The organism is Stenotrophomonas sp. AG209, assembly GCF_003550055.1.
GTDB lineage: Bacteria > Pseudomonadota > Gammaproteobacteria > Xanthomonadales > Xanthomonadaceae > Stenotrophomonas.
In genome coordinates, this window is sequence record NZ_QXDB01000001.1 from 2,202,761 (window position 1) to 2,227,506 (window position 24,746).

The following is a 24,746-nucleotide window of genomic DNA, read 5'->3' on the forward strand; positions in this document are numbered from 1 at the left end:
GCACTACCGATTAATTGGGCGAGACCAGCTTCAGGCCGATCACGCCGGCCACGATCAGGCCCACGCAGGCCAGGCGGGCCGGCGACGCACTGTCGTTGAACAGGTAGATGCCCAGCACCGCCACGCCCATGGCACCGATGCCGGTCCAGATCGCATAGGCGGTGCCGACCGGGATGCTCTTCATCGCCTGGCTCATCAGGTACAGGCTGATCAGGGCAGATACCACCGTGGCAACGGTGGGCAGGGGTTTACTGAAGCCTTCGGAGTACTTCATTCCGAGGGCGAAACCGATCTCGAACAGGCCGGCCAGCAGCAGGTAGATCCAGGGCATGGGTGGGGGCTCCTTACCTTTTTTGAGAAAAACGAAACGGCCCGGTGTTTTCACACCGGGCCGTGGGTCGGTACATCACCGTGGAACTGTAACGCGTGCGGGGCACTGGTTCCACGGGGCGGGTCGTCCCGCCTGGGCGGCGATGCCTGCAGGCATCGCGCATGGGGCTTACTCGGACAGGTTCCGGCCGTGGAACAGCTCTTCGATCTCGCGCTTCAGCAGCGCTTCGATCTTCATGCGTTCCTTGAACGACAGGTTCTTGGCCTTTTCCTCGAACAGGTACTGGTCCAGGTCGAAGTCCTTCAGGTGCATCTTCGTGTGGAAGATGTTTTCCTGGTAGACGTTGACGTCGAACATCTCGTAACGCGACTTGATGTTCTTGGCCAGGAAGTTCTGGATCGAGTTGATCTTGTGATCGATATAGTGCTTCTTGCCCTTCACATCGCGGGTGAAGCCACGGACACGGTAGTCCATGATCACGATGTCCGATTCCAGGCTTTCGATCAGGTAGTTCAGGGCCTTCAGCGGCGAAATGACACCACAGGTGGCCACGTCGATGTCCGCGCGGAACGTCGCGATACCTTCCTGCGGATGGGTTTCCGGGTAGGTATGGACGGTGATGTGGCTCTTGTCCATGTGCGCGACCACGGCGTCGGAGATCAGCTCCTTGCCGGCCTGCTTCTTGTCGATCACCGGTTCTTCGGAGATCAGGATGGTCACCGAGGCACCCTGCGGGTCGTAGTCCTGGCGGGCCACGTTCAGGATGTTGGCGCCGATGATCTCGGCGACATCGGTCAAGATTTGAGTCAGCCTGTCGGCGTTGTACTCTTCATCGATGTATTCAATGTAACGCTGACGCTCCTCTTCGGTGCGCGCGTAACACACGTCATAGATGTTGAAGCTCAGCGCCTTGGTGAGGTTGTTGAAACCCTGCAGCCTCAGGCGAGGCAACGGCTTGACCACGGCGGTCGATTCCTGTGTAAGAAGGGAAAGGAGGAATTATGGGGCAAACTGCCCTCGGGGGGAACGTGAAGACGCAAGAGTTCTGGCACACTGTTTGCCCTTAACAATTGCGCTGGTTAAGCTCCGCTATCGACCCCGTGAATCCGTTCATGCGCAGAGGGAGCGCCCCTATCGTGTCAACCGTGCGCCTAGCTAGCAGTCCACTGGCCCTGGATATCGCCACAATCGATCGTTTCCTGGCGCACAGCCACAGGCGGCGATATCCCACCCGTACCGACGTCTTCCGACCCGGTGACCCGGCGGGAACCCTGTATTACGTCATCAGCGGCTCGGTTTCGATCATGGCCGAGGAAGATGACGATCGCGAGCTTGTGCTGGGCTACTTCGGTGCCGGCGAGTTCGTCGGCGAGATGGGCCTGTTCGTCGAATCGGACCGCCGCGAGGTGATCCTGCGGACCCGCACCGCCTGCGAGCTGGCTGAAATCAGCTACGAGCGCCTGCATCAGCTGTTCCTCGGCCCGCTGTCGGCCGATGCCCCGCGCCTGCTGTATGCGCTGGGCCAGCAGATCTCCAAGCGCCTGCTCGACACCAGCCGCAAGGCCAGCCGCCTGGCATTCCTGGACGTTACCGACCGGATCGTGCGCACCCTGCACGACCTGGCGCAGGAACCGGAGGCGATGAGCCATCCGCAGGGCAGCCAGCTGCGCGTCTCCCGCCAGGAGCTGGCACGCCTGGTCGGCTGCTCGCGTGAAATGGCCGGCCGTGTGCTGAAGAAGCTGCAGACCGACGGCCTGCTGCATGCCCGCGGCAAGACCGTGGTGCTGTACGGCACCCGTTGACCGTTGAGCACCCGGTGGGTGCGGACCTTGGTCCGCACTCCTTCGCGCGCTAGGCTCGGTACATGGAACTGAGCAGCGCATTCTGGTGGTTCATCCTCATCGGCCTCGGCGCCCAGCTGGTCGACGGCGCGCTGGGCATGGCGTTCGGCCTGGTGTCGTCGTCGGTGATGCTGGCAATGGGCATTCCGCCCGCGCAGGCCAGCGCCGCCATCCACACCGCCGAGGTGTTCACCACCGGCGCCTCCGGCGTGTCGCATCTGGTCGCCGGCAATGTCGATAAGCGCCTGTTCCTGCGCCTGGCGCTGCCCGGCGCTGTGGGCGGCGCCGTAGGTGCCTACGGCCTGACCCAGCTGCCCGGCGAGGTGATCCGCCCGCTCATCTATCTCTACCTGCTGGTGCTGGCCATCATCATCCTGGCACGTGCCGCCGGCCGCCTGATGCCCAAGGGCGAGGTCAAGCGGGTGCCCGTGCTGGGCTTCGTGGCCGGCTTCCTGGATGCCAGCGGCGGGGGCGGCTGGGGGCCGGTGGCCACCTCCACCCTGCTCGCCCGCGGCGGCCAGGCGCGCACCACCATCGGCACGGTGAACGCGGCCGAGTTCGTGGTCACCCTGACGGTTTCAGCAACGTTCCTGCTGTCGATGGGGCTGCATCACCTTCAGATCGTGGCCGGCCTGCTGATCGGCGGCATGATGGCCGCACCGGTGGCCGCCCTGCTGGTGAAGCGCCTGAAGGAGCGTTGGGTACTGGTGGCCGTCGGCGTGCTGGTACTGGGCATCAGCCTGTTCCAGATCGGCCATGCACTGACCGGGTATCTGGCGCGCTGAGCGTTTGCCGGCCAGCGGCCGGCACTACCTGGACGGAAAAGGGGTAGTGCCGGCCGCTGGCCGGCAGATCCATCACCGTGCGATGGGGTCAGAGCCCCTACGGGGATCTGACCCCGGGCTACGCCTTGTCGCCGCCGCGGTCCACGCAGCCCCAGTTGAGGATGCGGGTGCCGGCCGGCAGCACGCGGCGGAAGAAGTCCACGCGGCCCGGCTTCGGGTTCACCACCACTGGCGCCTTGGCGGCCAGCAGCAACGGCAGGTCGGCAGTACTGTCGGAATACGCGATGTCGATATCGCCGTAGCCGCGCTCGCGCAGCATGCGCATCTTCTCTTCGTTGTGGCAGTGGCGGGTCGGGCCGACGCCGCCCAGCCGCGGGCCGACCTCGGTGCCGATCACCGGCACGTCCTGGTGGGCGACGAAAGCCAGGATCGCGCGGGCCAGCTCCGGCGGCGCACCCGTGGCAACCACCACGCGGTCGCCCTTGGCGCGGTGCGCGGCGAACACCTCCAGCGCCTGCGGCAGCAGCTTGGCGCGCATCTGCGCCTGGTTGCGCAGCACGTAGGCGTCGATCACCTTGTTGAAGTCACGCGCACGGTGCAGGCCGAAGCTGCCGATCCACACATAGACCGAGATGCCCGCGCGACGGGTCGGCAGCATCGCCACCATCGGCCCGGCAATCGGCGTGACCAGCAGCGCCGCCAGCATGCGCAGCGGGTTGCGCTTGATCAGCGAGGCGAACAGGTGGGTGCCCGAATCGCCGTCGTAGAGGGTGTGGTCGAAGTCGAAGACCACCAGCGGCGCATCCTCGCGCGGCGTTGGATAGTGCGTTGTCATGCCGCGAAGAATAGCTGACGCAGGCCCTCGCCCGGCTCTTCCACGCGCATGAAGGCTTCGCCGACCAGGAAGGCGTGGATGCCGGCGTCACGCATCAGCGCCACGTCCTGCGGGCCGAGGATGCCGCTCTCGGTGACCAGCAGGCGGTCACGCGGCACAGCGTTCTGCATGTCCAACGTGGTCTGCAGCGACACCTCGAAGGTGCGCAGGTTGCGGTTGTTGATACCGATCATCGGCGCCGGCACCTGCAGCGCGCGCTCCAGTTCATCGATGTCGTGCACTTCCACCAGCACGTCCATGCCCAGCGACAACGCCAGTTCGGACAGGGTGGCCAGCTGGGTGTCGTCCAGCGCCGCCACGATAAGCAGGATGCAGTCGGCGCCCAGTACGCGTGCCTCGTACACCTGGTAGGCATCGATGACGAAGTCCTTGCGCAGCACCGGCAGCGTGCACGCCTCGCGCGCCTGCTGCAGGTAGGCGTCGGCGCCCTGGAAGAAGTCCACGTCGGTCAGCACCGACAGGCAGCTGGCGCCGCCGAATTCGTAGCTGACCGCGATGTCGGCCGGGCGGAAGTCGGGGCGGATGACGCCCTTGGACGGGCTGGCCTTCTTCACCTCGGCGATCACCGCCGGGTCGCCGTTGGCCACCGCCGCCTGCAAGGCGCGCACGAAGCCACGTACCGGCGGGGCACTGGCCAGGGCGGCCTGCAGCGCCTCGAGCGGGCGCTGGGCGCGGCGCTGGGCCACTTCTTCGGCCTTGTGGGCCAGGATCGTCTGCAGGATGTCGCTCATCGTCTTCGGTTCAGTGCGGGGGCGGTGAGGACGGCCATTATCGGCCATCAAGGGGGTCAGGCTGAACCGCGCGCTCAGGCAACCAGCGCGCGGGTGGTCTCCACATACTGCTGCAGGCGCTGGCGGGCGCTGCCGTTGGCGATGGCGGCACGGGCGCGGGCCAGGCCGTCGCCGATGTCGCTGGCCACGCCGGCCACGTACAGCGCGGCACCGGCGTTCAGCGCCACGATGTCCAGCGCCGGGCCGGGCTCGTTGTCCAGCACCGCGCGCAGCATCTGGATGGACTGCTCCGGGCTGTCCACGCGCAGGTTGCGGCTGGCCGACATGGCGATGCCGAAGTCTTCCGGGTGGATCTCGTACTCGCGCACCTTGCCGTCGCGCAGCTCGCCGACCAGCGTGCCGGCACCCAGCGAGATTTCGTCCATGTTGTCGCGGCCCCAGACCACCATGGCACGCTCGGTGCCCAGTTCGCGCAGCACGCGCGCCTGGATACCCACCAGATCGGGATGGAACACGCCCATCAGCACCGACGGCGCGCTGGCCGGGTTGGTCAGCGGGCCGAGGATGTTGAAGATGGTGCGCACGCCCATCTCGCGGCGTACCGGCGCGACGACCTTCATCGACGGATGATGGATCGGCGCGAACATGAAGCCGATACCGGTCTGCTCGATCGCCGCGGCCACCTGGGCCGGCTGCAGCTCGATGGCCGCGCCCAGTGCTTCCACCGCATCGGCGCTGCCGGACTTGGATGACACGCTGCGGTTGCCATGCTTGGCCACGCGCGCACCGGCCGCGGCGGCGACGAACATCGCGCAGGTGGAGATGTTGAAGGTGTGCGAACCGTCGCCACCGGTGCCGACGATGTCAACCAGGTGGGTGCTGTCGGCCACCGGCACCGCCAGCGCGAATTCGCGCATGACCGTGGCCGCCGCAGCGATCTCGTCGATGGTTTCCTTCTTCACGCGCAGGCCGGTGAGGATGGCGGCGGTCATCATCGGCGATACATCGCCGCGCATGATCTGCCGCATCAGGTCGACCATTTCGTCGAAGAAGATTTCGCGGTGCTCGATGGTGCGTTGCAGGGCTTCCTGGGGGGAGAAGCTCATGGGAATGCTCCTTGGATCAGGCCGCCGGGCGCTGCAGGAAATTGCGCAGCAGGGCGTGGCCGTGTTCGGTGAGGATGGATTCGGGGTGGAACTGCACGCCTTCCACCGGGAACTGGCGGTGGCGCAGGCCCATGATCTCTTCGATCGAGCCGTCGTCGTTCTCGGTCCAGGCGGTCACTTCCAGGCAGTCCGGCAGGCGGTTCTTGTCCACCACCAGCGAGTGGTAGCGGGTGGCCTGGTAGCGGTCCGGCAGGCCGGCGAACACGCCCTTGCCTTCATGGCGGATCGGCGAGGTCTTGCCGTGCATGATGTTGCCGGCACGGATGACCGTGCCGCCGTAGACCTGGCCGATGCCCTGGTGGCCCAGGCACACGCCGAGGATCGGCGTGGTCGGGCCCAGGCGCTGGATCAGCTCCAGCGACACGCCCGCTTCGTTGGGCGTGCACGGGCCGGGCGAAATGACGATGCGCTCGGGCTTCTGCGCGGCGATCTCGTCCACGCTCATCGCATCGTTGCGCACCACCTTCACCTCGGCGCCCAGCGTCTGCAGGTACTGCACGAGGTTGTAGGTGAAGCTGTCGTAGTTGTCGATCATCCACAACATGGTCAGGTTCCGTCGCTTATCAGGAAAATGGCGTATACGTTTTCGGTGTAGGTGATGGGGCCGGCTTCGATGGACTCCGGTGCACCGGGCGCAGGTGCCGAGGCCGGTGCATGGCTGCCGGTCACCGAGATCCTGTCCAGATACTCACCATCCTCGCCCGGCTGCGGCCATTGCCCGGCCTGGATGCCGTAGGCGAAGTCCGGCGCCACGTCGGAGATGCTGTACAGGCCACGCACTTTCGTTCCATAGGCCTTGGCCAGCCCCTGCGCGGACTCGCGGGTCTTGGCCGCGGCCTCGCCCTTGAGTTCACGTCGCAGCGCCACTTCACCCGAGTAGATCGGGGCCACGCTGCTGACCTGCACGTTCTCGTTGGCCTTCAGCGCGCCCAGCACGTCCTGCATCGCCTTCACGCTGGCGAAGCTGGCACGCAACTGGCGCGACACGCGGGTGCCGATGAAGACCTGCCGGTTCTGCTCATAGCGCGTCGCCGGGCCGATCCGCAGGTTGTCCGCACGCACGCTGCCCTCCACCGCCTTGTTCTGCTTGAACAGCGCCAGCGCGCGGGCAACGTTGTCCTGCACGCGGCGCCGCGCCGCATCTGCGTCCATGTCGGTCTCTTCGATGTTCAACTGCAGGCCGAACCGGTCAGGCATCACCTCGCGGCGCGCCTCGCCCTTCACCAGCAGATGCGGCTGCGAGGGAATGGTGTTGGCCTGCGCCCACGCAGACGGGGCCATCGTGGCCAGCAGTGACGACCACAGCAATGCGCTCAGCAGCTTCATGCGGTACTCCTTGTCTTGAATGGGAACAGCGGAGGGTGCCGCGGCGCAGGCCACGGCACGGGGAACTTCACAGGCCCTTGGCGGCCTGGGCGACGGCGCGGAACAGCGCGCGGCCCTTGTTCATCGTCTCGTCCCATTCCTTGTCCGGGTCCGAGTCGTAGACGATGCCGGCGCCGGCCTGCACGTACAGGCGGCCATCCTTGATCACCGCAGTGCGGATCGCGATCGCGGTATCGGCATCGCCGTGCCAGCCGATGTAGCCGATGCTGCCGGCGTAGACATTGCGCTTGATCGGTTCCAGCTCGCGGATCACTTCCAGCGCGCGGATCTTCGGCGCGCCGCTGACGGTGCCGGCCGGGAACGTGGCACGCAGCACATCGGCATAGCTCAGGCCGGGCTGCAGCTGCCCGGTCACTTCGCTGACGATGTGCATGACGTGGCTGTAGCGTTCGATCACGAACTGCTCGCCCACTTCCACGGTGCCGGCCTTCGACACGCGACCGGCGTCGTTGCGGCCGAGGTCGATCAGCATCAGGTGCTCAGCGCGTTCCTTGGGATCGGCCAGCAGCTCGGCTTCCAGCGCCAGGTCCTGCTCGACGGTGGCACCGCGCGGACGCGTGCCGGCGATCGGACGCACGGTGACTTCGCCATCCTGCAGGCGCACCAGGATTTCCGGCGAAGAACCGACCACCTGCAGGTCGCCGACATCGAGGAAATACATGTACGGCGAGGGATTCAATGCGCGCAGCGCGCGGTACACATCCACCGGGCGCGCCTTGAACGGCACGCTCAGGCGCTGGCTGAGCACCACCTGGAAGATGTCGCCGGCACGGATGTATTCCTTGCTGCGCTGGACCGCATCGACGAAGCCTTCGCGGGTGAACCCGGAAACGAAATCGGATTCGTCCAGCACGTCGCTGTTGAGCGGCGCCGGATAGCCGGCACCCGGTGCGCGCAGCTTGGCGGTCAACGCATCCAGGCGCGCCTGGGCCTGCTCGAAGGCACCGTCGACACGCGGGTCGGCATGCACGATCAGGTACAACCGGCCCTTGAGGTTGTCGAACACCGCCAGCTCGTTGGAGTCCAGCAGCAGGATGTCCGGCGTGCCCAGCTCATCGCGGCCGGCCGGCGGCGCCAGGCGCGGTTCGATGTAGCCGATGCACTCGAAACCGAACCAGCCGACCAGGCCGCCGGTGAAGCCCGGCAGGCCTTCCAGCTTGGGCACCGAGTGGGCGCTGCGCAGCGCCTCGACTTCGGCGAACGGGTCGGCCACCTCGCGGGTGTCCACCACCTGACCGTCTTCGCGCACGGTCAGCGTGTGGCCATGGAAGGCGTACACGCGGCGTGCCGGCAGGCCGATGATCGAGTAACGACCAAAGCGCTCGCCGCCTTCGACGGATTCAAACAGGTAGGTATTGGGGCCGTCGGCGAGCTTCAGATAGACCGAAAGCGGCGTGTCCAGGTCGGACAGCACTTCACGGACGACGGGAATATGGGTATGGCCTTCAGCGGCCTGCAGCTGAAACTGAGCGTGCGAGTTCAAGACGACTTTCCTTCCGGGACACAGCGTTATGGGGGCGGACGACGGCAACGGGCCACCATCGCCACCAACGGCGTGCGGAAGAAAGGGTATGCGGGGTCGTCAGGCTGGACACCCCTTGACTGTATCGCAGCCGGGGCGGGAGGGGAACCCCGCCAAACTGAACCACGGCACGCCCTAGGCGGCCGCAGAGACCAGCGCTACGCCGGGGCGTTCGCAGCGGAGACCCCGCCCAGCAGCGGACAGCTGGCCGGCAGATGCATCCGCACCCTGCCCGGCACGCACGCGATGCGGAACTGGCGGGCCTGAACCGGTTCGCCGTCCAGGTTGAGCGTCAACGGGCGCTCGGATTCCACCTGCAGCCACGGCAGTCGCGCGCGCGTGGCCAGCTGTTCGAGCGCCGCCTGGGTGCCGGACTTCAGCATCTGGCCGAGGGTGGCGGTGACCTCACCTTCCAGCTCCGGGAGCACGGTTACATCCAGCAGCCCATCGTCGATCAGTGCCTGCGGGCACAACTGCTGGCCACCGCCGGCCTGCCGGCCATTGCCGATGCCGAGCGCGATGAAGTCGCCTTCCCACGCGAAATCCGGACCCGACAGGCGTGCATGGATCGGCTCGATCCGCCCCAGCTTGGCGATACCGGTGATCACATAGGCCAGCCCGCCCAGCATCTTCTTCAGGCCGGCATCGGTCTCCACCGTCACCTGCGTGCCGAAGCCACCGCTGGCGAGATTGGCGCACCACCAGGGCGTGCCATCGGCGTCCACGCGCAGCAGATCGATGGCATGCGGGGTGGCCTGTCCGATCAACGCAAATGCCGCCTTTGGCTCGGTCGGAATGCCCGCAGCCGTGGCGAAATCGTTGGCGGTCCCCATCGGGATCAGCGCCAGCGAGGGCAACGCACCCGCCGCTTCCTCACGGTGCGCCAGGGTTTCGGCCACCGCACTGAGCGTGCCGTCGCCACCGGCGGCAACGATCACGTCCACGCCGTGATCGATGGCCTCGGCCACATAGCGCTCGGCATCGCCGTCCTCCCAGGTCACCCGCACTTCCAGCTGCACGCCCTGCCCGCGCCAATGGCCGACAGCCTCGCGCAGTTCCTCGTTGCCTGCGGATTTGCCATTGAGGATCAGGCGCCAGCGCGGTGCGGTCATGCGGAGCTTCCAGGAGGGGGCGGCACAGGCTAGCAATGCACTGTTTGTCCGCAGTGAATGTCACGCAGGTGTCATTCAGCTGCTGGAGAATGGAAGGCCATAGCAGGGACGACGGATGGAGGCAGGATCAGCCTCCCACGCATGCAGCAAGGCCACGCCAGTGATTGGCGTGGCTTTTTTTTGGCGTTCGCAGGGAGTGCGAACCAAGGTTCGCACCTACCGGGTTGCGGTTCGCACCCACCCGGTTGGTAGATCCACGCCATGCGTGGATGCACTTCGCCTCAACCGTTGGCGAAATCGTGCAATGCCTGGCCCTGCAACCGGTACACGGTCCACTCGTCCTGCGGCGTGGCGCCAACGGCGGTGTAGAACTCGATGGCCGGGGTGTTCCAGTCCAGCACCGACCATTCGAAGCGGCCGCAACCCTCGGCCACGGCCTGGCGTGCGATGTACTTCAGCAGTGCCTTGCCGGCGCCCACACCACGCTTTTCCTGGCTGACATACAGGTCTTCCAGGTAGATGCCCTTGCGGCCCAGCCAGGTGGAGTAGTTGTAGAAATACACGGCGTAACCAATGGCCTCGCCGTCGGCTTCGCAGATCAGTGCGCGCGCCGTGGCATCGGCACCGAACAGGCTTTCAGCGATGCCGATCTCATCGGTCTGCACCGAATGCTCGGCCTTCTCGTAGATGGCCAGCTCGCGGATGAAGTGCAGGATCAGGCCCGCATCGGCGACGGTGGCCGGGCGGATGTTCAACAGAGCCATGGGCGAAAAGGGGGACGGAGGGGACCAAGCGAGCTTAATCCCCTCCGCCCCCTTTTTGTCAGCGTGCCGCGGCGACGTTGGCGCGCATCTGCGCGATCACGTCCTGGTAGCTGGTCTTGGCGTTGAAGATGGCCGAACCGGCGACGAAGGTATCGGCACCGGCAGCGGCGATCTCACCGATGTTGTCGGCCTTCACGCCACCGTCGATCTCCAGGCGGATGTCCTTGCCGCTGGCATCGATCATCTTGCGCACCACCTTCAGCTTGTCCAGCGCCGAGGGAATGAAGGCCTGTCCGCCGAAGCCCGGGTTGACCGACATCAGCAGCACCAGGTCAAGGTCGTCCAGCACCCAGTCGAGGATGTCCACCGGCGTGGCCGGATTGAGCACGATGCCCGGCTTGCAGCCCAGCGAGCGGATCAGCTGGATGGTGCGGTGCACGTGGCGGCTCGCTTCCGGGTGGAAGCTGATGTAGGTGGCACCGGCTTCGGCGAAGTCCGGGATGATGCGGTCCACCGGCTCGACCATCAGGTGCACGTCGATCGGCGCGGTGACGCCGTGCTTGCGCAGCGCCTGGCAGACCATCGGGCCGATGGTCAGGTTCGGCACGTAGTGGTTGTCCATCACGTCGAAGTGGACCCAGTCGGCACCGGCGGCGAGGACGTTGTCGACTTCCTCGCCGAGGCGGGCGAAGTTGGCGGACAGGATGGAGGGGGCGATGAGGCAGTTGGACATGGCCGGGGCCTTCGGAACGGGGAAAAGGTTCTCCCGCCCGCAGGCGGGACTCTGGAATCAGCGCTTGCGCAGGGTCTTGATGCGGTCGTAGGCGGCATTGATCCGCCGCGACTTCTGCTCGGCCTGCTGCTGCAGCTCGGGGGCGGCGCCGCCAAGCTTGTCGGGGTGGTACTGCGAGATCAGCTTGCGGTAGGCGCGCTCGACCTCGGCATCGGTGGCCTCGGAGGTCAGCCCTAGCTCCCGGTACGGGTTCTCCTTGTTCAGGCGGAACCAGTCCGAGTCGAAGGCGTGGCCGATCAACAGGCCGACCACCGCGCCAAACAGCGGATTGGGCCGGAACAGCAGGGCGCCGGCGATGAATCCGAGCAGTTTTCCGTACCAGCGCATGGCGCTCCGGGGTCGACCGACGAAATGGACGCTCATTTTACGTCACAGCGGGCCCGGACCGCTTTACACTAGGCCGCCCGCTGGTCAGCGGGCCCGCCGGGTCCGTTGGGCAGCAGCCGTATCGACAACGCCCCAGGAGTGCCCGTGCCAACCACGCTGTTGCAATCCGATCTCCCCGGCCTGCCCTTGCGCCATCGCGGCAAGGTGCGTGATGTGTTCGATATCCCGCGCGAGCGGCTGCCAGCCGGAACCCCGCCGGGCGAGTACCTGCTGATGGTGGCCACCGATCGCCTGTCGGCGTTCGACGTGGTCCTGCCCGACCCGATTCCGGGCAAGGGCGAGATGCTCTGCCAGGTCTCCAACTTCTGGTTCGCCAAGACCGCGCACCTGATGCCCAACCACCTGACCGGCATCGACGTGGCCAGCGTTCTGCCCGAAGGCGTGGACCCGGCCCTGTACGCCAAGCGCGCGGTGGTCACCCGCAAGCTGAAGCCGGTGCCGGTGGAAGCGATCGCCCGCGGCTACCTGATCGGCAGCGGCTGGAAGGACTACCAGCGCACCGGCAAGGTCAGCGGCATCGACCTGCCCGATGGCCTGCGCCAGGCCGAGCAGCTGCCGGAGCCGATCTTCACCCCCTCGACCAAGGCCGCCGTCGGCGACCATGACGAGAACATCGATTTCGATGCGATGGTGAAGCAGGTCGGTGCGGACCTGGCCGAGCGCGTGCGCGACGCCACCCTGCGCATCTACAAGTTCGCCGCCGATTACGCCCGCGAGCGCGGCATCATCCTGGCCGATACCAAGTTCGAATTCGGTACCGATGCCGATGGCCGCCTGTACATCATGGACGAGATGCTGACGCCGGATTCCTCGCGTTACTGGCCGGCCGACGAGTACGAAGTGGGCACCAGCCCGCCGAGCTACGACAAGCAGTTCGTGCGTGATTACCTGGAGACGCTGGACTGGGGCAAGACCGCCCCGGGCCCGAGCATCCCGGCCGAGATCATCGAGCGCACCCGCGCCAAGTACGCCGAGGCGCTGCAGCGCCTGGCCGGGATCAGCGTCGACTGATCCGCCTGCGCCCCCCGGCCGGAAAGGCGGGGGGCGTTCTGAATGCGGTAGTGCCGGCCGCTGGCCGGCAACCTCAGCGAACACCTGCAGCCAGGCATGGCCTGGCTCTACTGACGGGCCCGGCGGGAGTATGCTGGCCGCATGCAGACATCCACCGAGCTTGCGCGGCCGATCGACCGCTATTTCGCCAGCTACTCCGACGACCACCGCAATGTGATCAACCAGCGCATCCACGTGGTGGCGGTCCCGGCGATCCTGTGGTCGGTGGTGGCCCTGCTGTGGTGCCTGCCGCCGCTGATCACCTGGTTCCAGTACGGCATCTGGTCGGCGTTCGCGATGTTCAGCGCCTGGTGCTTCTACAACAAGCTGTCGCGCCCGCTGGGCATCGGCATGCTCATCCAGTTCTTCGTGTTCGGCTGCCTGTGCCGGCTGCTGGAGGCCGAGATCGGCCTGCATGCCCTGCGCTGGCTGGCAGTGGGCGTGTTCGTGGTGGCCTGGATCGCGCAGTTCATCGGCCACAAGTTCGAGGGCCGCAAGCCCAGCTTCCTGACCGACCTGACCTATCTGCTGATCGGACCGGCCTGGGTGATGGCCAAGTTCTACCGCAAGCTTGACTGGCGCTACTGACCTGGCGGCGGCCGACAGCGGCCGTCGTTTCCTGAACGGGCGGATTCCGTCACCCGTAGTCCACGGGAGCCCTGCCAGCCTGCGCCGGTGATCCGCTCCCCATCGCCCGCCCGTCGACGGCAGCCCCTGTGCGACAGGGCCTGCGGTCTCCCTGCGTGGGCGTAGGGTGTCCCCCGAGGGCAACCAGGGAAGTGATGCAGGAACGTGATGTTGCGCCGCAGAAAAAATGAATCAGCGAACGTTACATGCAATTGATCGCTGTTCGATGGGTTTCGGCGACATTTCGCAGCCTGTTATCCTCCCTGACCTGCTCGTGAATCATGGATTCCCTGCATGCTCCCCAGCCTGCCCCTGCTGCTGGCCCTGCCGTTCCTGATGGCAGCGGCTGTTGCGGCCTTCCCCCGTAGTTCGCGCTCGACTGCTGCCTGGCTGGCGGCGCTGGCGCCGTTGGGCGGGCTGGCCATCCTCGGCTGGCTGACCCCGTCGGTGCTCGATGGCCAGGTGGTCCGCACCCTGGTGCCCTGGCTGCCGCAGATCGGCCTGGACTTCACCCTGCGCCTGGACGGCCTGGCCTGGATGTTCGCCGGGCTGGTGCTCGGCATCGGCGCGCTGGTGGTGCTGTATGCGCGCTACTATCTGAGCCAGCAGGACAACGCGCACCGCTTCTACTGCTACCTGCTGCTGTTCATGGGCGCCATGCTGGGCATGGTGCTGTCGGGCAACCTGCTGTTGCTGATGATCTTCTGGGAAATGACCAGCATCAGCTCGTTCCTGCTGATCGGCTTCTGGTCGCACCGCCAGGACGCCCGCGAAGGCGCGCGCATGGCGCTGGTGATCACCGGCGGCGGTGGCCTGGCCCTGCTCGGTGGCGTGCTGCTGATCGGCCGCATCGTCGGCAGCTTCGACCTGGACGTGGTGCTGGCCGCCGGCGAGCAGATCCGCGCCAGCGCGCTGTACCCCTACGCCCTGTTCCTGGTGCTGGCCGGCATCTTCACCAAGAGCGCGCAGTTCCCGTTCCACTTCTGGCTGCCGCACGCGATGGCGGCGCCGACCCCGGTCTCGGCCTACCTGCACTCGGCCACCATGGTGAAGGCCGGCGTGTTCCTGCTGGCGCGCCTGCATCCGGCACTGGCCGGCAGCGACCTGTTCTTCTACACGGTCAGCGGCATCGGCGCGCTGACCCTGCTGATCGGTGCCTGGAACGCGATCTTCCAGCACGACCTGAAAGGCCTGCTGGCGTACTCGACCATTTCCCACCTGGGCCTGATCACCCTGCTGTTCGGCCTGTCCACGCCGATGGCAGTCGTGGCCGGCGTGTTCCACATCCTCAACCACGCCACCTTCAAGGCCTCGCTGTTCATGGCCGCCGGCATCATCGACCACGAGACCGGCACCCGTGACATGCGCAAGCTGGGAGGCCTGCGCAGGCTGATGCCGTTCACCAGCGCGCTGGCGATCATCGCCTCGCTGGCGATGGCCGGCATCCCGTTGCTCAACGGTTTCCTGTCCAAGGAAATGCTGTTCGCCGAAGCGCTGACCGCTGGCGGCGGCCCAGGCGCGATGCGCACGGCCGTATCGATCGCGGCGCTGCTGGCCGGTGTGTTCGGCGTGGCCTACAGCCTCCGCTTCGTGCACGACACCTTCTTCGGCCCCGGCCCGCACGACCTCGACCGCGTGCCGCATGAGCCGCCGCGCTGGATGAAGGTGCCGGTGGAACTGCTGGTGGTGATCTGCATTGCGGTGGGCGTGGCCCCGGCGCTGACCGTGGCGCCGGTGCTGCATGCCGCCGCGGCCTCGATCCTCGGCAATGCCATGCCCGAGTACAGCCTGGCGGTATGGCACGGCTTCAACCTGCCGCTGGCGATGAGCGCGATCGGCGTGGTCGGCGGCGTGGCGCTGTACTTCGGCCTGCGCAAGCTGATCAACCTGCACGGCGTGGAAACCCGCACCACCGGCCGCAACGTGTTCCATGCGCAGCTGGATGCGATCTCCGCGCTCGCCATGCGCCTGACCAACGGCATCGCCAATGGCAGCCTGCAGCGCATGCTGCTGGGCCTGGTGCTGGTGGCGATCGTGGTCGCCGCCGCGCCGTTCGTGGCCAACCCGGCCTCGCCGAACTGGACCGCACCGCAGCCGATTCCGCTGCTGGGCTGGGCACTGTGGCTGGTGATGATGGCCTGCGCGGTCGCCACCCTGCGCGTCTACAAGCAGCGCCTGCTGGCGGTGCTGCTGGTCGGCGGCGTCGGCCTGATGGTGGCGCTGACCTTCGTGTTCCTGTCCGCGCCGGACCTGGCCCTGACCCAGCTGCTGGTGGAGATGGTGACCCTGGTGCTGATGCTGCTGGGCATGAACTACCTGCCTGCGCAGTCCGGGCCGGAGCGGCCGCGCTGGCGCAAGCGCCGTGACGCGGTGATCGCGATCATCGCCGGTGCCGGCCTTGGCGCGCTGGCGTACTCCGCGATGACCCTTCCGCCGAACACGATGGCCGGCGAACTGCTGGGCCGGGCGCTGCCCGAGGCCTACGGCCAGAACGTGGTCAACGTGATCCTGGTCGACTTCCGCGGCTTCGATACCTTCGGCGAGATCACCGTGTTCGGCATCGCCGCGCTGGTGGTCCATGCCCTGCTGCGGCGCACGCGGATGGCACCTGAGCAGATCATGCCCGGCCCGCCGATCAAGCTGCCGGTGCCGGCCGACCTGGCGCAGATCATGTTCCCGCTGACCCTGACCGTGTCGATCTTCCTGTTCCTGCGCGGCCACAACGCGCCGGGCGGCGGCTTCATCGCCGGCCTGGTGCTGGCGGTGCCGCTGCTGATCCAGTACGTGATCCAGGGCACCGCATCGGTGGAATCGCGCTTCGGCTTCGACTACATCCGCTGCATCGGCATGGGCCTGCTGATCGCCATCCTCAGCGGCAGCGCGTCGATGCTGTTCGGCGTGCCGTTCCTGACCAGCGGCCACCTCGACCTGCACCTGCCGCTGATCGGCGACGTGCCGCTGGCCAGCGCGATCGGCTTCGATATCGGCGTGTATCTGGTGGTGTTCGGTGGCGCGATGCTGATGCTGTCGATGATGGCCACCGTGAAACCCTCTCGTACCCGCACCGCGCGCAAGGGCGAGATCGACCTGCAACGCCGCTCGGCACGCACCGGGGAGATGCACTGATGGAACTGGCCCTGGCCTCCGCGATCGGCGTGCTGACCGCCATCGGCGTTTACCTGCTGCTGCGTGCGCGCAGCTTCGACGTGATCCTCGGCATGACCTTCCTGTCCTATGCGACCAACCTGCTGATCTTCGCCGGTGGCCGCGTGGTGCTGGGCAAGGCGCCGGTGCTGCAGGAGGGCGTGGACAGCCACCTCGGCAACTACACCGATCCGCTGCCGCAGGCGCTGGTGCTGACCGCGATCGTGATCGCCTTCGCGATGACCGCCGTGAGCATCGTGCTGGCCATGCGCAGCCGCAGCGACAACCACAGCGACCACGTGGACGCCCACGAGCCGGATGACGACCTGCAGGATGAGGGTGTGCCGCCGCGCCAGGGCGAGGACCGCGCATGAACCACCTGGTGATCCTGCCGATCCTGATTCCGCTGCTGGGTGCTGCGCTGTCGCTGTTCGTCGAACACCGCCGCTATGGCCCCAGGGTGCAGCGCGCGGTGGCCTGGACCTCGCTGTCGGCGCTGGCGCTGGCGGTGGGCCTGCTGTTCGCCACCACCGCCAGCGGTGACATCAACGTCTACCTGCTGGGCGACTGGCCGTCGCGGCTGGGCATCGCGCTGGTGGCCGACCGGCTGTCGGCATGGATGCTGCTGACCACCCTGCTGCTGGCCATTCCCTGCCTGCTGCATGCCTGCTCGGGCTGGGACCGGCGCGCACCGCACTTCCATGCCCTGTTCCAGTTCCAGCTGGTCGGCCTCAACGGTGCGTTCCTGACCGGCGACATTTTCAACCTGTTCGTGTTCTTCGAGGTGATGCTGATCGCCTCCTACGGCCTGCTGCTCAGTGGCGGCCGCGGCCTGCGCATGCGCATCGGCCTGCATTACGTGGTGTTCAACGTCACCGCCTCGACCCTGTTCCTGATCGCGCTGGGCCTGCTGTACGCCTCGCTGGGTTCGCTGAACATGGCCGAGCTCTCGCAGCGCATCGCCGAGGTGCCGCCGGCGCAGCTGACCCTGGTGAAGGCGACGATGGGCCTGTTGCTGCTGGTGTTCTGCGCAAAGGCCGCGCTGATGCCGCTGTACCTGTGGCTGCCGGAAGCCTATTCGCGTGCACCGGCGGCCGTGGCCGCGCTGTTCGCGATCATGACCAAGGTCGGCCTGTATTCGGTGCTGCGCATCCAGATGCTGTGGTTCGGCGACGACGCCGGCGCGATGGCCGGCTACGGCCGCGACTGGCTGCTGTGGGCCGGTGTGGCCACGCTGGTGCTGGGTGGCCTCGGCGCCCTGGCCGCGACCCGCCTGCGCGTGCTGATCTCGTACCTGGTGATCGTGTCGGCGGCCACGCTGTTCATCGCCTTCTCGGTGGGCACGCCAAAGGTGCTCTCGGCCGGCCTGTACTACCTGCCGCACAGCAGCTTCGTCGCCGCCGCGCTGTTCCTGATTGCCGACCTGATCCGCCGCCGCCGCGGTGGCGCCAGCGACCGCAAGGAAGTGGTGGCACCGATGCCGGGCAAGGAAACGCCGGCGGTGCTGTTCCTGATCGGCGCGGTGTCGGTGGCTGGCCTGCCGCCGCTGTCCGGCTTCCTGGCCAAGACCGCGCTGCTGGCCGGCATGCCGGCGCAGTACACCGGACCGGTGTGGACCGCGGTGCTGGTCAGCAGCCTGCTGGTGATCATGGGCCTGACCCGTGGTGGCATCCGCCTGTTCTGGCGTGTGCCGCCGGTCGAGGCCGATGCACCGAAGCCGCGCAAGGCGCGCCTGCGAAGGGTCGAGCTGTACGCCGCCTGCATCCTGCTGGCCTACGGCATCGGCATGACCCTGGCCGCCGCGCCGCTGATGCGCTACACCGACGCCACCGCTGCACAGCTGCTGCAACCCAGCGAGTACGTGCAGCAGCTGCGCGCGACCGCACCGGAGATCCGCCAGCCATGACCGCCCAGCGCTCCCTGTTCCGTCGCCTGATTCCCTCGCCGATGCTCAGCATCATGGTGGTGGCGTTCTGGCTGCTGATGTCCGACAGCTTCACCCTCGGCCAGATCGTGCTGGGCCTGCTGCTGGGCGTGGTGGTGCCGCTGTTCGCCGCACGCCTGGACCGCGAGTTCGCCCGCATCGGCACGCTGCGCCCGTTGCCGAAACTGCTGTGCGTGACCCTGTGGGACATCCTGATGTCCAACATCCGCGTGGCGATCCAGGTACTGGGCCCGGAGAAGAACATCCACCCGGGTTTCATCTGGTTGCCGCTGGACATCGCCAACATCCACGGCATCGCCGCGCTGACCAGCATGATCACCCTGACCCCGGGCACGGTCTCGGCCGCGCTCAGCGACGACCGCAAGTTCCTGCTGGTGCACGTGCTGCACCTGGAGGACCCACAGGACCTGATCGATACGATCAAGCGCCGCTACGAGGCGCCGTTGATGGAGATCTTCCCATGACTGGATTCCAGATCATCCAGACCACGCTGGTGGTATGCATGCACGTGGTCGGCCTGGCCATGCTGCTGGCCACCTGGCGCCTGCTGCGCGGGCCGACCGTACCCGACCGCATCCTCGCACTGGACACCCTGTCGGTGACCGCCATCGCCGAGCTGATGCTGTTCGGCATGTACCTCAACTCCGCGATCTACTTCGAAGCCGCACTGGTCATCGCCATGCTCGGCTTCGGCAGCACCGTGGTGCTGAGCAAGTTCGTGCTGCGCCGGGATATCGTCGAATGATCACCGCGATCCAGATCGGCCTGTCGATCCTGCTGCTGTTCGGCTGCTTCTTCATCCTGGTCGGCGCGCTGGGGCTGGTGAAGCTGTCCACCTTCTTCAAGCGCCTGCATGCACCGACCAAGGCCAGCACGCTGGGCGTGGGCTGCGTGCTGGTGTGTTCGGTGTGCTACCACATCTTCCTCGGCCAGGACCCGCAGCCGCGCGAGCTGCTGATCACCGTGTTCCTGTTCATCACCGCGCCGATCAGCGCCCACATGATGGCGAAGGCCGCGCTGTCACTGCTGATGGAAACCCGCCCCAGCCTGCCGGGCAACGAACCGGCCGCCGAAGAGCAGCTGCCGCCGCCGGAACCGGTGCGGGAAGAAGAGACCACGCAGAATCGGTAGTGCCGGCCGCTGGCCGGCAGGGTGACGCCCGGTGGGTGCCGACCGTTGGTCGGCACGAAATCGACCGCATCCACACGCATGGCGTGGATCTACAACGCCGGTGCGCCCACCAGCAGCAGTTCCAGCACGAACCAGCCGACGAAGGCGACCAGCAGGATTCCGCCTTCGCTGCGGCTGATCTTCAGGTCGCCGCGCAGCATCGGGTACAGCACCAGCGCGAACGCCAGCAGCGCCGGCAGTTCCAGGCGCACGAACGAGGCCGGCAGCGCCAACGGCTGCAGCATCGCCATCGCACCGATCACCAGCAGCAGGTTGACCACGCTGGAGCCCAGCACGTGGCCCAGCACCATGTCGCCGTGACCGCGACGCGCGGCGGCGATGGCCGTCGCGACCTCGGGCAATGCGGTGCCGATCGCCACCGGCAGCAGGCCGACCAGCAGCGGCGTCCAGCCCAACGCGGCACCGAAGTCCGCTGCCGCACCCACCACCAGGCGCGCGCCCCAGTACAGCGTCAGCGCAGCAATCAGCACCCGCAGCACGTTCAACGGCAGGCTGGTGCGGCTCAGCGCGGATTCGGCGATGGCCGCCTGCACCTCGGCGCTCTCGCTACGGCCACGGCGCAGCAGCAGCACCTGCACGACGATGAAGCCTGCCACCAGCACGCCGCCTTCCCAGCGCGCCAGGCGACCATCCAGCCCGAACAGGATCAGCAGCACGCCAGCCGCCAGCAGCGACCACCACAGCACCGTCTGCAGGCGCGCGCGCAGCAGCAGCGGCGCGGCAATCGCCGCCAGCGCCAGGGTCAAGCCCAGGTTGACGATGCTGCTGCCGACGGCATTGCCCAGCGCCAGCTCGGGTTGGCCCACCGCCAGCGCGCGCGCGTTGACCGCCAGTTCCGGCAACGAGGTGGTCACCCCGAGCAGCAGCAGTCCGGCCGTGAACGGGCTGGCCCCGAAGCGCTGGGCCAGGCCGGACACGGCCTTGACGATGGAGTCCCCGCCCAGCGCCAGCAACAGCAGGCCGAGCAGGAACCAGGCAATGGCAATGGCGATCATCGAGCACTCCCCCAGCGGTCGTGGCGCGATTCTACGCTGGCCCCGCGCGCATGGCTGGGCCGTGGATCAAGGATCAGCCACAGCCTTCCACATAATCGACCTGCGGGGTCTGCCCGACGCGCCAGGCACCCACCCGGCCATCGGCACCGAGCGCGAAGTCGATCACCGCCCCACCCTCCTGCACCGGACGCACGCGCAGGTGCTGGGCCTTCTCGTCGTACTTGTCAGGGCCGACGTCACCGCGCTCGGGGTACAGCACCTGCAGCTCGCCCAGGGTCATGCCGACCTTGCCGCCGCCCGGTGCGGCGATGGCGGCGCTGCGCACGTCGTAGCGCACCAGCTTGCGGCCTTCGATCATCAGGCGGGGGTCTTCGGCATCCTGCGGGCGCAGGAAATAACAGCCGTCGTTACCGTCGTCAGCCGGCAACGGCTTGCCACTGGCGTCGGTGCCCAGGCCCTGCAGCGGCGTCCCAAAACCACTGCGGACCTCGGCGATGCCGGCGCCCAGCGATGCGCCGGCGAATCCGTCCAGGCGCGCCGGGCCCTGCTCGGCGGCCGGGGCCATCGGTGCAGGCGTGGCTGCGGCGCCCGTACTGGAGGCAGCGGTGGTCGGCGACGGGGCCTCGGCACTGCGGTTGCAGGCGGTGAGTGACAGCAGCAGAAGGCCGGCAATCGGAAGGTGCTTCATCGGTGCGGTTCCCTGGCACGAAGGTAGCTGCACGCTAGCGCAGCACACGTGCAGATGCTGCATTGTCATCGCCGTTTCATCGCCCTCGTTCAGGCTCGGCGTGCACCGACTTGGCTGTCCCTTCCATGCAACCGCGCAAGACCGATCTCGCCCGAACCGCGCTGCAGGCCCACCGCGCGCCGCTGGACATGCGCCAGCGCCGGTTGCTGATCCTGTGCGACGGCCAGCGCAGCATTGCCGACCTGACCGGCCTGCTCGGCCAGGACGCGCCGGCCATGGTCATCCAGCTGGTGCAGGCCGGCTACCTGAGCACCGGTACCGCCGCCGCAGCCCCACCGCCGTCGCCGGCACCCGCGGCAGCGCCGGTTCCGCCCACACCACCAGCCGCAGCACCTGCGGCAACTCCGGCCACCGCAGTGGAGCGCCGCCGCTCGCTGGTAGCTGCGCGCATCTACGTGCTGGGCATCCTGGAAATGCAGCGCCATCCGCAGGCGGCGGCGCTGTTCCGCGACCTGCAGCAGGCGCGCGCCGAAAGTGAAGTACTGCAGGTGCTGCACTCGGCCATGCAGATGCTGCCCGGGCTGACCTCGGAGGGCTATTGCCAGCGCGTGCGCCAACGCCTGCTGGAAGCGCTGCCGCTGGAGCATTGCGACGCGTTCGCGGAAGCGGCGTAAGCGCAGGTTCCGGCGGTAATCATCCACGCATGGCGTGGATCTACTGCCTCACGACCGCCTTTCGGTAGATCCACGCCATGCGTGGATGCGATCAGGATCCGTGCCGACCAAGGTCGGCACCCACCACGCTAGCGCGACGACCGGTAGTTGTTGCGCAGGCCGTTCCAGCACTGCTGGTAATCGCCCTGGCGATGGCCGGCCGCCAAGGCCTGCGCGGTCGGACGGATCACCGCGCGGGTTTCGAACATGAAGGCCATCGTGTCCTTGATCACGTCCGCCTTGGACAGGTCCGCATTGGACGCCTTGTCGAAGGTGGGCGCGTCCGGGCCGTGACCGCTCATGCAGTTGTGCAGCGACGCGCCGCCCGGCACGAAGCCCTCTGCCTTGGCGTCATACGCACCATGCACCAGGCCCATGAACTCGCTGGCAATGTTGCGGTGGAACCACGGCGGGCGGAACGTGTTCTGCGCCACCAGCCAGCGCGGCGGGAAGATCGCGAAGTCCATGTTGCTGGTGCCGGGCGTGTCGCTGGGCGAATGCAGCACCAGGAAGATCGACGGGTCCGGATGGTCGTAGCTGATCGAACCGATGGTGTTGAAGCGGCGCAGGTCGTAGCGGTACGGCGCGTAATTGCCGTGCCAGGCCACCACGTCCAGCGGCGAATGGTCGATCGGCGCACGCCACAGGCGGCCCTCGAACTTGGCGATCAGTTCAAAATCACCGTCGACATCCTCGAACGCCGCATGCGGGGTCTCGAAGTCGCGCGGATTGGCCAGGCCGTTGGAACCGATCGGGCCGAGGTCGGGCAGCTTCAGCAGCGCGCCGTAGTTCTCGCAGATGTAACCGCGGCTCGGGCCGTCGGGCAACTCGACGCGGAAGCGCACGCCGCGCGGGATCACCGCGATCTGTTGCGGCTCGATCTCGATCACGCCCAGCTCGGTCAGCAGGCGCAGCGCGCCCAGTTGCGGCACGATCAGCAGCTCGCCATCGGCGTTGTAGAAATAGCGGCCGACCATGTCGCGGTTGGCCGCGTACAGGTGGATGCCCACGCCGGCATGCGCATCGGGCGAGCCGTTGCCACCCATGGTGTACAGGCCTTCGACGAAGTCGGTCGGCAGCTCCGGCAACGGCAGCGGGCTCCAGCGCAGCTGGTTCGGCGAGGCCGGCTGTGCGCCGAAATCACACTGCAGCTGCGACTGCGCGAACGGGGTGAACTCGCCGTGGGTGACCGCCGGGCGGATCCGGTACAACCAACTGCGGCGATTGCTGCCACGCGGCGCGGTGAAGGCGGTGCCGGTCAACTGTTCGGCGTACAGGCCGTGGGCCACCTTCTGCGGCGAGTTCTGCCCGACCGGCAGTGCACCGGCCACGGCCTCGGTGGCGAATTCGTTGCCGAAACCGGACTGGTAGCCGCGGGCGGTGAGGGCGGTGGACATGAGGGCTCCTGGGTACGGCGGGACCGGAACGGAAAGCAGCCGAGCATGGCTCGGCTCTACAGATGAGCAGGCGCCGGGCTTGACCCGGCGCTACCGTTGAACGTTACAGCACGCCGCGGCGGATCTGGTCGCGCTCGATGCTTTCGAACAGCGCGGTGAAGTTGCCTTCGCCGAAGCCTTCGTTGCCCTTGCGCTGGATGATCTCGAAGAAGATCGGGCCGATGCAGTTCTGGGTGAAGATCTGCAGCAGCTTGCGCTGGTGGGTTTCCGGATCGGCATCGATCAGGATCTTGTTCTTCGCCAGGCGCGCCACGTCTTCACCGTGGTTCGGCACGCGCTGGTCGATCACGTCGAAGTAGGTCTCCGGCGTGTCGAGGAAGTCCACGCCCTGCGCGCGCATCGCTTCGACGGTCTCGTAGATGTTCTCGGTGAAGCAGGCGATGTGCTGGATGCCCTCGCCCTTGTACGCGTCCAGGTACTCGTTGATCTGGCTCTTCGGGTCGGACGATTCGTTCAGCGGGATGCGCACGATGCCGTCCGGCGCGGTCATCGCCTTGGACACCAGGCCGGTCTTCAGGCCCTTGATGTCGAAGTAGCGGATCTCGCGGAAGTTGAACAGACGCTCGTAGTAGTCCGACCACTGCTGCATGTTGCCGAAGTACAGGTTGTGGGTCAGGTGGTCGATGAAGGTCAGGCCGAAGCCCACCGGGTGCAGGTCGGCGCCGGCGATCGGCTCGTAGTCGCCGTCGAAGATGCTGCCGGCGCTGCCGTAGCGGTCGACCAGGTACAGCATGCAATCGCCGATGCCCTTGATGACCGGCGCGCTGACCGCCTTGCTGTCCGGCTTGAAGGCGATGGCTTCGGCGCCGTTGCCCAGCGCGGTCTGGTAGACCTCCGCGCCCGGCTTCTTGAAGCGGATGGCGAAGCCGCAGGCGCACGGGCCGTGCTTTTCGGCGAAGTCCGAGGCGAACGAATCCGGGTCTTCATTGACCAGGAAGTTGACGTCGCCCTGGCGATAGACGGTAATCGGACGCTGCTTGTGCTTGAGCACCGCGCTGAAGCCCATCTTCCGGAAGTACTCGTGCAGCTCCTGGCCACGGCCGGCCGGGGCGGCGAATTCGACGAACTCGAAGCCGTCGATGCCCATCGGGTTCTCGAAGGTGGTGACCTGCATGCCGGGGTTGGGATGCGAGGCGGTCGGGACTGCGGTATTCATGGCGTGGCTCCGAATCGGTACCGCATCGGTACAAACCAGGTGCGGGCAGGTAGGGACCCGGCGAGAA

General features: G+C 67.0%; 27 protein-coding genes. 11 read left to right on the forward strand and 16 right to left on the reverse strand.

Features of this window, described 5'->3' with window-relative positions:
* Window positions 1-10 precede the first annotated feature (10 nt).
* Together sugE and speD are read right to left on the reverse strand one after the other, a co-directional pair.
* Window positions 11-331: a quaternary ammonium compound efflux SMR transporter SugE gene (gene sugE, locus DFO63_RS10250; RefSeq protein WP_005419816.1), complete on the reverse strand. Its 321-nt coding sequence runs from the start codon at window positions 329-331 to the stop codon at window positions 11-13.
* A 168-nt stretch (window positions 332-499) separates the two neighbouring features.
* Window positions 500-1,294, reverse strand: a complete 795-nt coding sequence (gene speD, locus DFO63_RS10255) for an adenosylmethionine decarboxylase (protein WP_006473908.1) — start codon at window positions 1,292-1,294, stop codon at window positions 500-502.
* A 149-nt stretch (window positions 1,295-1,443) separates the two neighbouring features.
* Between speD and crp the strand changes: the two genes are divergently transcribed.
* Both crp and DFO63_RS10265 read left to right on the forward strand, forming a co-directional pair.
* Window positions 1,444-2,133 carry a cAMP-activated global transcriptional regulator CRP gene (gene crp / locus DFO63_RS10260; RefSeq protein WP_010482649.1) on the forward strand — a complete coding sequence of 230 codons (690 nt, stop codon included), beginning with the start codon at window positions 1,444-1,446 and terminating at the stop codon, window positions 2,131-2,133.
* 62 nt (window positions 2,134-2,195) lie between these two features.
* Window positions 2,196-2,957 (forward strand): sulfite exporter TauE/SafE family protein, encoded by a 762-nt coding sequence (locus DFO63_RS10265; protein WP_014038735.1) that lies wholly within the window; start codon window positions 2,196-2,198, stop codon window positions 2,955-2,957.
* A 118-nt stretch (window positions 2,958-3,075) separates the two neighbouring features.
* On the opposite strand, the gene DFO63_RS10270 is transcribed toward DFO63_RS10265, so the two are convergent.
* The 10 genes from DFO63_RS10270 to DFO63_RS10315 form a co-directional block, all read right to left on the reverse strand.
* On the reverse strand, window positions 3,076-3,792 hold the full coding sequence (locus DFO63_RS10270) for a haloacid dehalogenase-like hydrolase (protein ID WP_075676001.1): 717 nt from the start codon (window positions 3,790-3,792) through the stop codon (window positions 3,076-3,078).
* Window positions 3,789-4,583, reverse strand: a complete 795-nt coding sequence (gene trpC / locus DFO63_RS10275; protein ID WP_119006840.1) for an indole-3-glycerol phosphate synthase TrpC — start codon at window positions 4,581-4,583, stop codon at window positions 3,789-3,791. Before trpC ends, DFO63_RS10270 begins: the two co-directional genes overlap by 4 nt.
* A 74-nt stretch (window positions 4,584-4,657) precedes the next feature.
* Window positions 4,658-5,689, reverse strand: a complete 1,032-nt coding sequence (trpD, locus tag DFO63_RS10280) for an anthranilate phosphoribosyltransferase (protein ID WP_049443905.1) — start codon at window positions 5,687-5,689, stop codon at window positions 4,658-4,660.
* Between the two features lie 16 nt (window positions 5,690-5,705).
* Complete coding sequence (locus DFO63_RS10285; protein ID WP_100474204.1) at window positions 5,706-6,293, reverse strand: aminodeoxychorismate/anthranilate synthase component II; 588 nt, start codon at window positions 6,291-6,293, stop codon at window positions 5,706-5,708.
* 2 nt (window positions 6,294-6,295) lie between these two features.
* The gene (locus tag DFO63_RS10290) at window positions 6,296-7,075 is read right to left on the reverse strand and encodes an SIMPL domain-containing protein (protein WP_119006841.1); all 780 of its coding nucleotides are present in this window, start codon (window positions 7,073-7,075) and stop codon (window positions 6,296-6,298) included.
* A gap of 67 nt (window positions 7,076-7,142) precedes the next feature.
* A complete protein-coding gene (gene trpE, locus DFO63_RS10295) occupies window positions 7,143-8,618 on the reverse strand; it encodes an anthranilate synthase component I (RefSeq protein ID WP_049443910.1) in 1,476 nt (491 codons plus the stop codon).
* A 197-nt stretch (window positions 8,619-8,815) separates the two neighbouring features.
* Window positions 8,816-9,769 carry a lipid kinase YegS gene (gene yegS, locus DFO63_RS10300; protein WP_119006842.1) on the reverse strand — a complete coding sequence of 318 codons (954 nt, stop codon included), beginning with the start codon at window positions 9,767-9,769 and terminating at the stop codon, window positions 8,816-8,818.
* Between the two features lie 281 nt (window positions 9,770-10,050).
* Window positions 10,051-10,533 (reverse strand): GNAT family N-acetyltransferase, encoded by a 483-nt coding sequence (locus DFO63_RS10305; protein WP_119006843.1) that lies wholly within the window; start codon window positions 10,531-10,533, stop codon window positions 10,051-10,053.
* Between the two features lie 58 nt (window positions 10,534-10,591).
* Complete coding sequence (gene rpe / locus DFO63_RS10310) at window positions 10,592-11,266, reverse strand: ribulose-phosphate 3-epimerase (RefSeq protein ID WP_014038744.1); 675 nt, start codon at window positions 11,264-11,266, stop codon at window positions 10,592-10,594.
* Window positions 11,267-11,323: 57 nt separating this feature from the next.
* Complete coding sequence (locus DFO63_RS10315; protein ID WP_005411327.1) at window positions 11,324-11,653, reverse strand: DnaJ domain-containing protein; 330 nt, start codon at window positions 11,651-11,653, stop codon at window positions 11,324-11,326.
* Between the two features lie 144 nt (window positions 11,654-11,797).
* Between DFO63_RS10315 and DFO63_RS10320 the strand changes: the two genes are divergently transcribed.
* The 8 genes from DFO63_RS10320 (at window position 11,798) to DFO63_RS10355 (ending at window position 19,610) form a co-directional block, all read left to right on the forward strand.
* On the forward strand, window positions 11,798-12,724 hold the full coding sequence (locus tag DFO63_RS10320) for a phosphoribosylaminoimidazolesuccinocarboxamide synthase (protein WP_014038746.1): 927 nt from the start codon (window positions 11,798-11,800) through the stop codon (window positions 12,722-12,724).
* Window positions 12,725-12,865: 141 nt separating this feature from the next.
* On the forward strand, window positions 12,866-13,351 hold the full coding sequence (locus DFO63_RS10325) for an Mpo1-like protein (protein WP_101766200.1): 486 nt from the start codon (window positions 12,866-12,868) through the stop codon (window positions 13,349-13,351).
* 333 nt (window positions 13,352-13,684) lie between these two features.
* Entirely contained in the window at window positions 13,685-16,516 is a 2,832-nt protein-coding gene (locus tag DFO63_RS10330) for a monovalent cation/H+ antiporter subunit A (RefSeq protein WP_049443920.1), read from the forward strand.
* Complete coding sequence (locus DFO63_RS10335; RefSeq protein WP_014038749.1) at window positions 16,516-16,908, forward strand: Na+/H+ antiporter subunit C; 393 nt, start codon at window positions 16,516-16,518, stop codon at window positions 16,906-16,908. The genes DFO63_RS10330 and DFO63_RS10335 overlap by 1 nt, the downstream gene beginning before the upstream one ends.
* Entirely contained in the window at window positions 16,905-18,440 is a 1,536-nt protein-coding gene (locus DFO63_RS10340) for a monovalent cation/H+ antiporter subunit D (RefSeq protein WP_119006844.1), read from the forward strand. Before DFO63_RS10335 ends, DFO63_RS10340 begins: the two co-directional genes overlap by 4 nt.
* Complete coding sequence (locus tag DFO63_RS10345; RefSeq protein ID WP_014038751.1) at window positions 18,437-18,943, forward strand: Na+/H+ antiporter subunit E; 507 nt, start codon at window positions 18,437-18,439, stop codon at window positions 18,941-18,943. The genes DFO63_RS10340 and DFO63_RS10345 overlap by 4 nt, the downstream gene beginning before the upstream one ends.
* A complete protein-coding gene (locus DFO63_RS10350; protein ID WP_006399171.1) occupies window positions 18,940-19,224 on the forward strand; it encodes a K+/H+ antiporter subunit F in 285 nt (94 codons plus the stop codon). The genes DFO63_RS10345 and DFO63_RS10350 overlap by 4 nt, the downstream gene beginning before the upstream one ends.
* Window positions 19,221-19,610, forward strand: coding sequence for a Na+/H+ antiporter subunit G (locus DFO63_RS10355; protein WP_049401677.1), 390 nt, complete (start codon window positions 19,221-19,223; stop codon window positions 19,608-19,610). The genes DFO63_RS10350 and DFO63_RS10355 overlap by 4 nt, the downstream gene beginning before the upstream one ends.
* Window positions 19,611-19,699: 89 nt before the next feature.
* Here DFO63_RS10355 and DFO63_RS10360 read toward each other — a convergent pair whose 3' ends face one another.
* Window positions 19,700-20,665, reverse strand: a complete 966-nt coding sequence (locus tag DFO63_RS10360; RefSeq protein WP_119006845.1) for a sodium:calcium antiporter — start codon at window positions 20,663-20,665, stop codon at window positions 19,700-19,702.
* A gap of 73 nt (window positions 20,666-20,738) precedes the next feature.
* Window positions 20,739-21,353: a hypothetical protein gene (locus DFO63_RS10365; protein ID WP_119006846.1), complete on the reverse strand. Its 615-nt coding sequence runs from the start codon at window positions 21,351-21,353 to the stop codon at window positions 20,739-20,741.
* Between the two features lie 125 nt (window positions 21,354-21,478).
* On the opposite strand from DFO63_RS10365, the gene DFO63_RS10370 reads away from it, so the two are divergent.
* Entirely contained in the window at window positions 21,479-22,027 is a 549-nt protein-coding gene (locus DFO63_RS10370) for a hypothetical protein (protein WP_119006847.1), read from the forward strand.
* Between the two features lie 128 nt (window positions 22,028-22,155).
* Here DFO63_RS10370 and hmgA read toward each other — a convergent pair whose 3' ends face one another.
* Both hmgA and hppD read right to left on the reverse strand, forming a co-directional pair.
* A complete protein-coding gene (hmgA, locus tag DFO63_RS10375; protein WP_119006848.1) occupies window positions 22,156-23,463 on the reverse strand; it encodes a homogentisate 1,2-dioxygenase in 1,308 nt (435 codons plus the stop codon).
* Window positions 23,464-23,566: 103 nt separating this feature from the next.
* Entirely contained in the window at window positions 23,567-24,679 is a 1,113-nt protein-coding gene (gene hppD / locus DFO63_RS10380; RefSeq protein WP_014038757.1) for a 4-hydroxyphenylpyruvate dioxygenase, read from the reverse strand.
* Window positions 24,680-24,746: the final 67 nt, after the last annotated feature.

What these genes read in the sequence shown, in the direction of transcription:
- DFO63_RS10265 (WP_014038735.1), top strand. Translation starts at nt 2,196, where the DNA reads ATGGAACTGAGCAGCGCATTCTGGTGGTTCATCCTCATCGGCCTCGGC.
- DFO63_RS10270 (WP_075676001.1), bottom strand. Translation starts at nt 3,792, where the DNA reads ATGACAACGCACTATCCAACGCCGCGCGAGGATGCGCCGCTGGTGGTC.
- DFO63_RS10325 (WP_101766200.1), top strand. Translation starts at nt 12,866, where the DNA reads ATGCAGACATCCACCGAGCTTGCGCGGCCGATCGACCGCTATTTCGCC.
- DFO63_RS10315 (WP_005411327.1), bottom strand. Translation starts at nt 11,653, where the DNA reads ATGCGCTGGTACGGAAAACTGCTCGGATTCATCGCCGGCGCCCTGCTG.
- DFO63_RS10285 (WP_100474204.1), bottom strand. Translation starts at nt 6,293, where the DNA reads ATGTTGTGGATGATCGACAACTACGACAGCTTCACCTACAACCTCGTG.
- DFO63_RS10360 (WP_119006845.1), bottom strand. Translation starts at nt 20,665, where the DNA reads ATGATCGCCATTGCCATTGCCTGGTTCCTGCTCGGCCTGCTGTTGCTG.
- hppD (WP_014038757.1), bottom strand. Translation starts at nt 24,679, where the DNA reads ATGAATACCGCAGTCCCGACCGCCTCGCATCCCAACCCCGGCATGCAG.
- trpC (WP_119006840.1), bottom strand. Translation starts at nt 4,583, where the DNA reads ATGAGCGACATCCTGCAGACGATCCTGGCCCACAAGGCCGAAGAAGTG.
- DFO63_RS10350 (WP_006399171.1), top strand. Translation starts at nt 18,940, where the DNA reads ATGACTGGATTCCAGATCATCCAGACCACGCTGGTGGTATGCATGCAC.
- DFO63_RS10355 (WP_049401677.1), top strand. Translation starts at nt 19,221, where the DNA reads ATGATCACCGCGATCCAGATCGGCCTGTCGATCCTGCTGCTGTTCGGC.
- DFO63_RS10370 (WP_119006847.1), top strand. Translation starts at nt 21,479, where the DNA reads ATGCAACCGCGCAAGACCGATCTCGCCCGAACCGCGCTGCAGGCCCAC.
- rpe (WP_014038744.1), bottom strand. Translation starts at nt 11,266, where the DNA reads ATGTCCAACTGCCTCATCGCCCCCTCCATCCTGTCCGCCAACTTCGCC.
- DFO63_RS10365 (WP_119006846.1), bottom strand. Translation starts at nt 21,353, where the DNA reads ATGAAGCACCTTCCGATTGCCGGCCTTCTGCTGCTGTCACTCACCGCC.
- hmgA (WP_119006848.1), bottom strand. Translation starts at nt 23,463, where the DNA reads ATGTCCACCGCCCTCACCGCCCGCGGCTACCAGTCCGGTTTCGGCAAC.
- crp (WP_010482649.1), top strand. Translation starts at nt 1,444, where the DNA reads ATGCGCAGAGGGAGCGCCCCTATCGTGTCAACCGTGCGCCTAGCTAGC.
- sugE (WP_005419816.1), bottom strand. Translation starts at nt 331, where the DNA reads ATGCCCTGGATCTACCTGCTGCTGGCCGGCCTGTTCGAGATCGGTTTC.
- DFO63_RS10330 (WP_049443920.1), top strand. Translation starts at nt 13,685, where the DNA reads ATGCTCCCCAGCCTGCCCCTGCTGCTGGCCCTGCCGTTCCTGATGGCA.
- yegS (WP_119006842.1), bottom strand. Translation starts at nt 9,769, where the DNA reads ATGACCGCACCGCGCTGGCGCCTGATCCTCAATGGCAAATCCGCAGGC.
- trpD (WP_049443905.1), bottom strand. Translation starts at nt 5,689, where the DNA reads ATGAGCTTCTCCCCCCAGGAAGCCCTGCAACGCACCATCGAGCACCGC.
- DFO63_RS10335 (WP_014038749.1), top strand. Translation starts at nt 16,516, where the DNA reads ATGGAACTGGCCCTGGCCTCCGCGATCGGCGTGCTGACCGCCATCGGC.
- DFO63_RS10345 (WP_014038751.1), top strand. Translation starts at nt 18,437, where the DNA reads ATGACCGCCCAGCGCTCCCTGTTCCGTCGCCTGATTCCCTCGCCGATG.
- DFO63_RS10340 (WP_119006844.1), top strand. Translation starts at nt 16,905, where the DNA reads ATGAACCACCTGGTGATCCTGCCGATCCTGATTCCGCTGCTGGGTGCT.
- DFO63_RS10290 (WP_119006841.1), bottom strand. Translation starts at nt 7,075, where the DNA reads ATGAAGCTGCTGAGCGCATTGCTGTGGTCGTCACTGCTGGCCACGATG.
- DFO63_RS10305 (WP_119006843.1), bottom strand. Translation starts at nt 10,533, where the DNA reads ATGGCTCTGTTGAACATCCGCCCGGCCACCGTCGCCGATGCGGGCCTG.